This window comes from Candidatus Sulfidibacterium hydrothermale (assembly GCF_020149915.1).
Lineage (GTDB): Bacteria > Bacteroidota > Bacteroidia > Bacteroidales > F082 > Sulfidibacterium > Sulfidibacterium hydrothermale.
Genome location: NZ_CP083760.1, coordinates 332,749 through 344,691, shown reverse-complemented (window position 1 = coordinate 344,691; position 11,943 = coordinate 332,749). Strand labels below are relative to the sequence as shown.

Annotated in this window: 8 protein-coding genes; 7 read left to right on the top strand and 1 reads right to left on the bottom strand. The window is 42.8% G+C overall.

Annotated features, from left to right (window positions below):
* Positions 1-3 precede the first annotated feature (3 nt).
* The 7 genes from LA303_RS01310 (at position 4) to LA303_RS01280 (ending at position 10,419) form a co-directional block, all read left to right on the top strand.
* Positions 4-1,383, top strand: coding sequence for a RagB/SusD family nutrient uptake outer membrane protein (locus LA303_RS01310; RefSeq protein WP_240526138.1), 1,380 nt, complete (start codon positions 4-6; stop codon positions 1,381-1,383).
* 276 nt (positions 1,384-1,659) lie between these two features.
* The gene (locus LA303_RS01305; protein ID WP_240526137.1) at positions 1,660-2,556 is read left to right on the top strand and encodes a metallophosphoesterase family protein; all 897 of its coding nucleotides are present in this window, start codon (positions 1,660-1,662) and stop codon (positions 2,554-2,556) included.
* 54 nt (positions 2,557-2,610) lie between these two features.
* Entirely contained in the window at positions 2,611-4,458 is a 1,848-nt protein-coding gene (locus LA303_RS01300; protein WP_240526136.1) for a C10 family peptidase, read from the top strand.
* 371 nt (positions 4,459-4,829) lie between these two features.
* Positions 4,830-5,513, top strand: coding sequence for an NUDIX hydrolase (locus tag LA303_RS01295; protein WP_240526135.1), 684 nt, complete (start codon positions 4,830-4,832; stop codon positions 5,511-5,513).
* A 129-nt stretch (positions 5,514-5,642) separates the two neighbouring features.
* Complete coding sequence (locus LA303_RS01290) at positions 5,643-7,676, top strand: hypothetical protein (protein ID WP_240526134.1); 2,034 nt, start codon at positions 5,643-5,645, stop codon at positions 7,674-7,676.
* A gap of 20 nt (positions 7,677-7,696) precedes the next feature.
* Positions 7,697-8,746 (top strand): aldose epimerase family protein, encoded by a 1,050-nt coding sequence (locus LA303_RS01285; protein ID WP_240526133.1) that lies wholly within the window; start codon positions 7,697-7,699, stop codon positions 8,744-8,746.
* A gap of 59 nt (positions 8,747-8,805) precedes the next feature.
* A complete protein-coding gene (locus LA303_RS01280; RefSeq protein ID WP_240526132.1) occupies positions 8,806-10,419 on the top strand; it encodes a sodium/sugar symporter in 1,614 nt (537 codons plus the stop codon).
* Positions 10,420-10,436: 17 nt separating this feature from the next.
* On the opposite strand, the gene nhaC is transcribed toward LA303_RS01280, so the two are convergent.
* The gene (nhaC, locus tag LA303_RS01275) at positions 10,437-11,897 is read right to left on the bottom strand and encodes a Na+/H+ antiporter NhaC (protein ID WP_240526131.1); all 1,461 of its coding nucleotides are present in this window, start codon (positions 11,895-11,897) and stop codon (positions 10,437-10,439) included.
* Between the last annotated feature and the right edge of the window lie 46 nt (positions 11,898-11,943).

Genomic DNA, 11,943 nt, shown 5'->3' with positions numbered 1-11,943 from the left:
AAGATGAAAAAGACAATTAATATCCTATTAACGCTTGTGTTATTGGGAACCTTGTTTTCTTGCAGTAAAGACGCATTAGACCCTACCCTTGCACAAGATAAAGCGATTAGTACAAGCATAAATACACTTGAAGATATGCAAGGATTGTTATTGGGAGCTTATAATAGAATGACCAGTCATTATTATTATGGTCGTAACTACATTATTTATGGAGAAATACGGTCTGATAATTGTTTTTCCAATGGCAATTCCGGAAGATTTACCACTGTAGCGGCTATGAAAATGGGCGATGATGATGGTTATGCAGCCGGTACATGGGCTCAAATTTATCGGGTTATCGCCAGCGCTAATGTTATCATAAAACAGGATCCGGAAAAAATCACAGGAGATCCGGAGGCCATCAAGAATATCATTGGTCAGGCGTATGCCATCCGTGCGTTGGCTCATTTTGACCTGCTGAAACTGTATGGCCAGCAAAATGTTACCGGCGGCACTTTGGGCGTTCCTTACGTTACCACTTTTAAAGGAGATGATTTATCGCCTGCTAGAAAAACGGTGGCAGAGGACAAAACAATGATTAATGCGGATTTTGAAAAAGCCCTCTCTTTGATGGATCCAGACTTGAACGATCCTTCCAGAGAATTTATTACCACTTATGCCGTAGAAGCTTTACAGTCAAGAGTAGACGTTTACTTTGGCGATTGGGATGCTGCTAAAACGGCTTGCGAAAAAGTGATAAATTCAGGGGATTACGAAATTGCTCCGGCTGCTGATTATGCCAAAACATTTTCGACCAAAGGAGCAAAAAATGTTATTTTTGAATTGGCTCAACGGCCAACAGATAATGCTGGAATTAACGGGCTTTCTTACATCTACAGAGGAGATAACTATGGTGATATAGAGGTATTACCCAATCTTCCTAAAATATTTGATTCGACAGACGTACGCATTGCCCCAGATATGATTGCCAACGTAGATGGAAAATGGAGAAATATTGGTAAATATCCGACCAATGCTAATTTTGATTATGACATCCCCATTATTCGATATGAAGAAGTAATTCTGAATTATGCCGAGGCTTTGTATCACTTAGGAGATGATGCAAAAGCGCTCACCGAATTAAATTTGATACCGGCCCATCGTGATGCGAAATTGTATACCACCATTTCTGAAGATAATATTCTTCTGGAAAGACGAAAAGAACTGTGTTTTGAAGGTTTCCGTTTCGACGATTTGGCCCGTACCCACCAAGACATTCCGGATGTTGATCCATTTTATCAAACCCATGGTTTGGTGAAATACGGAGACTACCGGTTTGCTTTCCCTATTCCGATTGGAGAAATTAATGCCAATCCGAATATGGTTCAAAATGAAGGCTATTGAGGTTCCGATTTTTAATAGAAAACCCTATCCTGTTGCATAATTGCACAAAAATCCCAATCCCGGGGCAGCAACAAAAGCTGCCCCCCGTTGGGAAGCCTTATCATCAAAACGGATCAGGAAAATTTTAGCATAATTATTCGCACAACATAAGGTGATGTAATGATGATTTTGGGTAAAGTAACGTGATTTTTTGTTAATCGGCGCAAGCAGAAAGAAACCCCATCTGCTTGCGCTTTTTTTATTTATACTGAAGAAAAAAGGAATAAAACATTGATAATGAAAAAAATATTGTTTATAGTAGGTTTGGTAATTTCCATTTTTCTAATGGGTTGTGGATCATCGAGCGAAAACAACACCATTACTTATAATCACACCATTGACTCGTTGAAAGCCATACCTGATCAAAACTGGAATATTCATGCAATAGAAAAAATAAATCCTGCGGATACCAGTTTTTCATTTGTCGTAATGGGCGACAACCGTAGTGGAGATAAGGTACTTGCAAAAATCATCGAGGAGATTAATAAAGATAAAAGTGTAAAATTTACGCTGGATAATGGTGATCTGGTCCATCATGGATACCTGAAAGAGTATAAAAACTACATGCAGATCATTAAAAAATCTAATGTTCCGTTCATTGGTATAATTGGTAATCACGAAATTCCACGATATGACGGATCAAAAAATTATGAAAAATTCTTTGGAAAAGATTATTTCTCTTTTCACACAGGAAACAGCTATTTTATTGTACTGGACGATGCAGATGAACTAGGAATACTGGGCAAGCAGCTCTCCTGGCTAAAAGATCAACTAAAAGAAAGTCAAAACTATCAGTACCGTTTTGTTTTTATGCATGTTCCGCTTTATGATCCCCGTGCCGGAGAATACAAAAGAGGACACAGCTTAAAAGATATGACAAACGCAAAGACGTTAAATGATTTGTTTGACCAATATCACGTAACGATGCTGTTTTGCTCACATATTCATTTTTATTATCGCGGGAAATGGCATGAAACACCGTTTATTATTACTGGTGGGGCCGGAGCTCCTCTGGTAAAATTTGAGAACGACGGCTTTTACAACTACATCAAAGTAACCATTACTCCCAAAGCCGTGAAGTATGACGTGGTAAAAGTAACCAGTCCTTTTAAAAAAAGTGCTAAAACACATTAAAACAGACGTTTTTTGAATGAACCTGCCGGAAAAAATGTTCAAACAACCATGATCATGAAAAAACTATTTGCTTCCATTTTTTTAATCGCCTGGGCAGCTATGGCTACTGGTCAGAACGTACCCATCCGTACTGCCCGGGCTTTTGCAAAAAATCAATATACCCAGTTTTATCAATCCCGGTTTAAAACATCACCGGTTCAGGTTACCATCTCAGACGAATATAGTATTACCTCCGGAAATGATACTTTGTATTACGTTTTTAACTTCGGGCAAAACCGTGGTTTTGTAATCCTTTCCGCTGATCGCAGAGTGTATCCGGTGATCGGTTATGCCTTTAAAGGATCATACTCTCCTTATTACCAACCTCCGGCTTTTTCCGACTGGATGAAAGAGAAAAAGCAGGAAATTATTCAAATTAAAACAAGTAATATCCAACCCAATCAAACAATAAAAAATGCTTGGAGCAATCTTAAAACTTCTAATGAAAATGAAAAAATTATTGGTCCTTTATTAGAAACAACCTGGGACCAAGGCTGTTACTATAATGCATCATGTCCAGAAGATATAGATGGCCATTGTGGACATGCTTTAACCGGATGTGTTGCCACAGCCATGGCTCAAGTAATGAAATACTGGTCATTTCCAAAACACGGAAAAGGTTCTCATACAGACAATACAGAAACTTACGGAAAGTTAACCGTAAATTTTGGCGCTACAACCTATCAGTGGTCTGATATGCCAGACCGTCTTGATTCTGCTAATAATGCCGTAGCTACTCTGATGTATCATTGTGGAGTTTCTATTGATATGGATTACGGGCCCAAAAGTTCAGGTTCACATACCAGTTATACCGTATCTGCTCTGACTGATTATTTCTATTACGCACCAACAGCCCATTTTGTCGAAAAAGAATCGTATTCTGATGCACAGTGGGAGTCTCTCATAAAAACAGAATTAGACTCCTTAAGGCCAATCTTATACAGAGGACATAAAGCCAGCGGCGGAGGCCATTCTTTTGTATGCGATGGATATCAGGGTGATTTTTTCCATTTTAACTGGGGTTGGAATGGAACTGACGATGGTTATTTCTTTTTAAATAACCTGAGTCCTACATCAACCAGGAATTATTCTTACCAACAAGGAGCTGTTATCGGCACCCATCCGTTAAAACCGGATAAAGCGGGTTCCATCACCGGCGATACGGTGGTTTGTCAGGGACAGGATTCGGTATTATACACGCTTCCGGAAATCGCCACAGCCACTTCTTATGTCTGGACTCTTCCTGACGGGAAGACGGTGGAAACTTCTACAGACAGCGTCTACATCCATTATGGCAGTTCTTCTGTTTCCGGTTTTATTTCGGTTTACGGAAAAAACAAATACAGCAAAGGAGCCCCCGATTCGTTAGCCATTCGTATAAAAAAGCAACCGGCTACTCCGGTGATTACTCTGCAAAACGGCAATATTCTCCATTCCAACACCCCAACAGGAAATCAGTGGTTTAATCAAAACGGAATGATTACGGATTCTACCAGACAAAACTTTACGGTAAAAGAAAAAGGGAATTATTATGTTGTTGTTACTCAAAACGGATGTCGCTCTGATACTTCAAATCATATCGTAGTTGTTGAAACAGGAATCCATGCTTTTTCTTCTTCTCCAGGAATAAAAATCTATCCTAATCCGGTAAAAGAACAAGTAACACTGGAATTTCCCCGGAATGAATATTCTCAGGGAGTCATAACCATTCAATCTGTAAATGGAAAAATTTATTTAAAACAACAGCTTCCTAAGGGTCAATTAAAAATAACACTTCATTTAAAACAACTCCCACAAGGAATTTATATCCTGAAAGTGAAAAGTCTTTCAGAAACATTTACTAAAGAACTATTAAAATTATAAATTGGAAAACAAAGGTTCCAAAAGATTGAAACAACTGATACTCACACATTAACCCCCAAAAAAAGAACCTTTCGTTGTCCCCGGCAGGCACGGCACCTGATAGCATAACACGACCAAATAAAAATTGTACGTTTCTATTTGACCAGGTGCCGTCCCGCCCGCCGGAAAAACAGATGAAAACCCTTAAAAAAACAAAGAGTTTCATTCAAGAAACAAATCCTTTTTGAAAGGACCAAAAAACAATAGAATATCATTATTTTTTCTGTTCTTCTTTTTTTCTCTGCTGAAAAAACTCTTTTATTTAAAAGTATTTCTTACCTTTTTTCTTGCTTTTTATAAAAGTATATTCTTCTTTTGTAGAAAATTTGCCTATGTTAGCCTCTTATTCCTTACAAGAAAAACACCTCGTAGCCATTGATAACATCGTCTTTGGTTACGAAGGCGGCCAACTCAAGCTATTGTTATTCAAGCGAAATATCGAACCATGCAAAGGGAAATGGTCCCTGGTGGGTGGCTGGGTTAATGCCAACGAATCGGTAGAAGAAACGGCTGCCCGTGTATTAAAAAAGATTACCGGCCTCTCAGACCTGTTCATGGAACAGGTGGCGGTTTTCTCAAAACCTAACCGCGATTTAGGCGGCAGAGTCATTAGCGTTGCTTTTTACGCATTAATCAACATTCAGGAACATGACCATGAGCTGGTTGATCAGTATGGAGCACAATGGTGGCCGGTAAAAAACCTCCCCGAGTTGATTTTTGATCATCGTGAGATGGTGGAAACGGCCTTGAACAAGTTACGGATGAAAGCCAGCCGAGAGCTGATCGGAAGCGACTTGCTCCCCGCCGAATTTACCTTAACCCAATTACGCAATGTATACAACTCCATTTTTATGAAAGAATTTGATCCGGGAAATTTCCGGAAAAAGATCCTTTCGCTTCACATTTTAAAACGGCTCGACAAAAAAGATGTCTCTGAATCAAAGAAAGGAGCTTATTATTATACTTTTAATGGAAATTCCATGAAAAAAAGTGCGGAAAGAATCATTAAATTTTAATTCTCATCCGGACTCATTTATTTTGATAAAATTGGCTGTACCCTATCAAAACGCCGTCATCTGCTTTAATCACATCAGCAAAGGGGGATTCCGAGCCAAGAAAAGATCACAAACATTTCACGCATAAAAATGAAAAAAAATTTAAAAACCGCTCTTCTTCTCCTGCTGGCCACCTCATTTTTTGCCTGTCAAAACCAGGTAAATAAACAAAAAAAGGAGAACAAGCCCATTGCCGAAGTCAAACTCGATTCGCTGGTAAATATCTGGCATTTGTCGCCCGACAATAAAGAGATCATTTGGACTGTAAAACAGAAAAACCACCTCGATCATCTCGAATTCAGCGGATTGATGGTTTCCGGAATTATCCGTTACGGTGTACAAAACGGAAATCTTTACCTGCGCGAAAAGGTGGTCTGGCCCATGCTGCGCACCATTCCCAATATCACGCAGGCCAGCCTGATTCATATATTTGACCAAACGGTTCCGCTGAAAGTAAACGGCCGGCCCATTCCTCCGGAAAAACCGTACCAGATTTCGTTTAACGGCATTTTAACCCTGCAATCACATGCCGGAACAATTGATATAAAAAGAGTGTTGTCACCCAGCATCGACAAGCCGGCCATCGTGGAACAAATTACACTGGTCAATACCGGGAAAAGTCGGAAGAAAATCACCGTCGGAAAGCTGAATTATATTTACAAAACCCCGAAAAACAAAGGCGTTTATGGGGTTTATACCATCCAGACTTACAACACCGGAGCCGGAAACATCACACTTCGCCCCGGCGAAAAATATACTTTTTCACAGCTGTTTATCGCCACCAAAGTATCCCAGCATTTTCACCTTGATGCTTCCCGTGAAATACAAAAGCGACAGGCATTTATCGACAGTGTCAACAGCCGGTTGATTTTGCAAACCCCTGACAGAATTTTGAACCGGATGTTTGCTTTTGCCAAACTGCGGGGTGTGGAAAGTATTTTTGCCACCAAAGGCGGACTGATGCACGGCCCCGGTGGCGGCAGATATTATGCGGCTATCTGGGCCAACGACCAGGGCGAATACATCAATCCGTTTTTTCCGTTTCTCGGCATGAAAAACGGGAATGAGTCTGCCATCAACAGCTATCGTTGGTTTGCGAAATACATGAATCCGGAATATAAACCGATTCCGTCGTCCATCATTGCCGAAGGAACCGGTATCTGGAACGGCGCCGGCGACCGGGGCGATGCTGCCATGCTGGCTTACGGTGCTTCGTGTTTTGCTTTGGCTTATGGAAAAAAATCAACGGCTGATTCGCTGTTGCCGCTCATCAAATGGTGTTTGACTTACTGCGAGAAAAAAATGCTTCCCGAAGGGGTGATTGCTTCCGATTGTGACGAACTGGAAGGTCGTTTTCCGGCCGGAAAAGCCAACCTGTCCACCAATATGCTGGCTTATGGCGGCTTTTTAAGTGCTGCCGACCTGTTGGATGCCTTGCATGAAGATCCGGTGCTGGCCCGTTCGTATCGCCAAAAAGCGGCAGCTTTACGTAAAGCCTGTAACCGTTATTTTGGAGCTACCGTTCAGGGATTTCATACTTATCGTTATTACAAAGGCAACACCAAATTGCGTTCATGGATTTGTTTTCCGCTGACCATGGGAGTTTACGACCGTAAAGAAGGCACCATCCGTGCGCTGCTTTCCGACAAGCTGTGGAGCGAAAACGGTATCCTGACACAAGCCGGCGATTCAGTGTACTGGGATCGTGCCACACTTATTGCGCTACGCGGCATCCTGAAAGCCGGCGAAACCAATATCGGGCTGAAATATCTTGAATATTATTCGCAGAAAAGATTGTTGGGTAACCATGTGCCTTACGCTGTGGAAGCCTGGCCCGAAGGCAACCAAGCTCAGCTTTCCGCCGAAAGCGGTCTTTACTGTCGTACCATTATCGAAGGGCTGTTCGGTATTACCCCCGTCGGATTGCATGCTTTTACCTGTGCACCTCATCTTCCTGATAATTGGAACTACATGAATCTTGATAAGATAAAAGCTTTTAACACCACATTCGACCTTCGCGTTAAGCGGATTAAAAACGGAGAAGAAATCACGGTGGCCGAAAAAGGAAAACCGGAGAAAAAAATTATCTGGAACGGAAAATCACCCGTAAAAATTATTCTCTAACATTTATTCTGAACGGCTTTATGACAGACCATTTCGAAACAACGATAAAGGGTAAAAAAACCCGGCTTTTCACACTGACCAACAACAACGGAATGCAGGTATTCATCACCAATTTCGGCGGGAAAATTGTTTCCATACAGCTTCCTGACAAGCAAAGAAAACCGGTAGATGTGGTGCTTGGGTACAACAATATCCGCGATTATATCCACGGAAATCCTTTTTTCGGGGCGTTGGTCGGCCGCTATGCCAACCGCATTGATAAAGGAGAATTTATGCTGGACGGGGAAACTTATTATTTACATAAAAATTACGGGAACGTCCATCTGCATGGCGGGAACAACGGTTTTCACAACGTGGTTTGGGATGCCGAAACCCGGTTGATAAATGGTGAACAGGCTTTGGAATTGCGTTATCTGAGTCCCGACGGCGAAGAAAACTATCCGGGAAACCTGCAAGTTGATGTTATTTACCGGCTAACCGACGAAAATGCTCTGAAAATTGAAATGCATGCCGAAACCGACCGACCCACCATCATCAACTTAACTGTACATCCGTTTTTTAACCTGGCCGGCGAAGGAAACGGCACAGTTTTAAATCAGGAAGTACAAATCAATGCCGACCGCTTTACCTCCGTAAAGTCCGGAAGTATGGTGCCCGACGGTTCACTGCGCCCGGTGGCAGATACCCCTTTTGATTTCAGAAAATTTAAGTCCATAGGAGAAGGATTTTTTTCTGATGATGAACAATTAAAAATAGCACAGGGTTACGATCATAATTTTGTACTGAACAATAATAACCAAGACTTGTGTTATGCCGCTGCGGCACGCGATCCGTTTTCGGACCGGGGACTCGAAGTGTGGACCGACCAGCCGGGTCTTCAATTTTACACAGGAAACGCTCTTGATGGAAACGATACTGGTAAAAGCGGGAAACCGTATTTAAAATATGGTGCTTTTTGCTTTGAGCCCCAGCATTTTCCCGATTCGCCCCACCACCCGGCGTTTCCATCGGTTGTTTTACAGCCCGGAGAAATTTATTCCCATCAAAGTATTTTTAAATTCTATTTTTGACAGATGATGAATGTTTTGAATAAAATATATCGCTGGTTGGAAAGTAAAAACAGAAAATTATGACAGCAGGATTTTCAACACTGGATTACATTATTTTCGGGGCTTATGCCGCCCTGATCATCACCGTGGGATTGTGGGTTTCTCGCAATAAAAAAGGCAAGGAAAAAACATCCAACGACTATTTTCTTGCCAGTAATTCGTTAACCTGGTGGGCTGTGGGTGCATCGCTTATTGCTGCCAATATTTCGGCCGAACAGTTTATCGGCATGTCGGGTTCGGGTTATGCTATCGGACTGGGCATTGCTTCTTATGAATGGATGTCGGCCATTACATTGATTATTGTCGGAAAATACTTCCTGCCGGTTTTCCTGAAAGCCAAAATTTACACCATGCCGCAGTACATCGTCCGGCGTTATGATAACCGGGTGCGCACCATTCTGGCTGTTTTCTGGTTGCTGGTTTACGTTTTTGTTAATCTTACTTCGGTGCTGTATCTCGGCGCGCTGGCCATTCAGTCGATTATGGGCGTTCCGTTGCTGTGGGGAGTTATCGGACTGGCGGCTTTTGCGGCAGCTTATTCGCTGTATGGCGGCCTTTCTTCTGTGGCCTGGACCGATGTTATTCAGGTTATTTTTCTCATCGGCGGCGGACTGGCTACCACTTATCTTGCCTTGAATGCCATTCCCGAAACGCACGGCGTTATTCAGGGATTTAAATATTTAATTCACGAAGCACCGCAGAAATTTCACATGATTTTGCACAAAGGCAACCCGTATTACATGGACTTACCCGGCATTAGCGTGCTGGTGGGCGGTATGTGGGTGGCCAATTTGTATTATTGGGGATTTAACCAGTACATTATCCAGCGTGCTCTGGCTGCCAAAAGCAAAAGCGAAGCCCAGAAAGGAATTATTTTTGCCGGATTTCTGAAAATATTAACCCCGCTGATTGTAGTGATTCCCGGTATTGCCGCTTTTGTTTTAACGAAAGATACCAACCTGCTGGCCACCCTCGGGCCGGCAGCGCACCAGCATCTGCCTTCGGCACAACATGCCGATTATGCTTATCCGTGGTTACTCGGATTGTTGCCGTACGGTGTAAAAGGAATTGCTTTTGCCGCCCTTGCCGCAGCCATTGTTTCCTCACTGGCGTCGATGCTCAACAGCACATCTACCATCTTTACCATGGATATTTACAAGCAGTTTAAAAAGGATGCCACCGAAAGAAACCTGGTGCGTGTGGGACGAACCACCGCAGCAATAGCCTTACTGATCGCTGTGGCCATTGCACCTATGTTACAAACGCTCGATCAGGCTTTTCAATACATTCAGGAATATACCGGTATGGTCAGTCCGGGTATTCTGGCTATTTTCCTGTTTGGCTTGTTTTGGAAACGGGCCACTTCCAATTCGGCATTGTGGGCAGCTATTTTTACCATTCCGGTTTCCATGTTTTTCAAATTTGTTTTTCCGCAGGTGCCGTGGATGAACCAGATGGGATACAGCTTTCTGATTATCAGCGCAATTATTGTAATTATCAGTTTATTGGAAAAGAAAACCGAATCCAAAGCCATTCCTGTCAGCAAAGAGTTGTTTCATACCGATACGGCCTTTAACGTAGGTGCTGTTGCCATTACAGCCATTATTGCCACGTTATACATTATTTTCTGGTAAGCTAAAACAGACGAAAACTATTTTTCTTCTTTGGTCATCTTTTTCACGGAAATCCCGGTAAAACCAAATACAATGGCCATGAGTGGATTAATCAGATTGAAAAAGGTAAACGGCAGATAGGCCAGTGTAGCTACGCCCAGTGTTCCGGCCATATAGGCGCCACAAGTATTCCAGGGAATAAGTGCAGAGGTAAGCGTTCCCGAATCTTCCAAAGCCCGTGATAAATTTTCCGGAGCCAGATTCCGTTTTTCAAATTCGGCTTTGAACATCCGGCCCGGCAAAACAATCGCCATATACTGGTCAGAAGCCACAATGTTCACGCCCAGTCCGGTCAGCAAGGTGGTAAAAATCAGGGAGCCGGTACTACGCACCCCTTTTAACAAAGTCAGCACCAGTCTTTTTAACAATCCGGTTTCTTCCATCACTCCGCCAAAAGTCAGCGCCGTTAAAATCAGCCAAATCACTTCCAGCATCGAGTTCATTCCGCCCCGGTTCACCAGGTCGTCAATGGTTTTCACCCCGGTAGATGTAGTAAATCCGGTATACATGGCTTTCCACACGCCGGCAATCATCACCATCGGTTTGGATAAATCGGGCCGGTTGACAAACTGAACAATCTGTTCCGGCTGGAAAATCACCGCCAGAATTCCTCCGGCCAGGGCTCCCAACAAAATCACCGGAAAAGGCTTCAGTTTAAGCACCGCTAAAACAATCACCAAAAGCACCGGTGTCAGTAACCAAAGACTGGTATGAAAGTTTTGATGAATCGCTGTCAATGTCTGTTCTTTAATAGCAACATCTCCTGTGGCAGAAGCAGAAAATCCTAACATGCTAAAAAGAATCAGCGCCAGCGTAATGGACGGAACCGTTGTCCAAAGCATGTGGCGGATATGAGAATAAAGATCAGCTCCGGCTACCGCGGGAGCCAGATTGGTCGTATCCGACAAAGGAGAAATTTTATCGCCAAAATAGGAACCGCTGATAATGGCTCCGGCCGTTACCGGCATAGACATTCCCATCCCGTGGGCAATGCCAATTAATCCGACACCAATAGTTCCGACCGTCGTCCACGAGCTGCCAATACTGGCCGAAATAATCGCAGTAACAATTACCACGGTCGGATAAAAAATATGAGGACTCAACAATTTCAATCCGTAATAGATCATCGTGGTTACGGTTCCCGACATCACCCAGGTTCCGATAAGTGCTCCGACAGCAAGCAGGATAAAAATGGCCGGCAACGCCTGGTTGATACTCTTCACCACGCCCTGTGCCATCTCATCCCAGTGATGATGGTTTTTCAGCCCCACCAGTGCAGCTACCAGCGCACTGAATATCAAAGCAATCTGGTTCGGTCCCCACGAAGCATCTTCGCCAAAAAGATAAACGGCCATTGATAAAAGCCCAATTAAAAACAACATGGGGATCAATGCATCAACCAAAGTCGGGTCTTTTTTTTCTCGAACACTTTTTTGCATACCAGAATTCTTTTAATGATTAAGCACAAGGTGTGGAAAATTCAGC

Excerpts from the sequence above, each read along its gene's own strand:
- LA303_RS01300 (WP_240526136.1), top strand. The coding sequence starts at position 2,611 with ATGAAAAAACTATTTGCTTCCATTTTTTTAATCGCCTGGGCAGCTATG.
- LA303_RS01285 (WP_240526133.1), top strand. The coding sequence starts at position 7,697 with ATGACAGACCATTTCGAAACAACGATAAAGGGTAAAAAAACCCGGCTT.
- nhaC (WP_240526131.1), bottom strand. The coding sequence starts at position 11,897 with ATGCAAAAAAGTGTTCGAGAAAAAAAAGACCCGACTTTGGTTGATGCA.
- LA303_RS01310 (WP_240526138.1), top strand. The coding sequence starts at position 4 with ATGAAAAAGACAATTAATATCCTATTAACGCTTGTGTTATTGGGAACC.
- LA303_RS01290 (WP_240526134.1), top strand. The coding sequence starts at position 5,643 with ATGAAAAAAAATTTAAAAACCGCTCTTCTTCTCCTGCTGGCCACCTCA.
- LA303_RS01280 (WP_240526132.1), top strand. The coding sequence starts at position 8,806 with ATGACAGCAGGATTTTCAACACTGGATTACATTATTTTCGGGGCTTAT.
- LA303_RS01295 (WP_240526135.1), top strand. The coding sequence starts at position 4,830 with ATGTTAGCCTCTTATTCCTTACAAGAAAAACACCTCGTAGCCATTGAT.
- LA303_RS01305 (WP_240526137.1), top strand. The coding sequence starts at position 1,660 with ATGAAAAAAATATTGTTTATAGTAGGTTTGGTAATTTCCATTTTTCTA.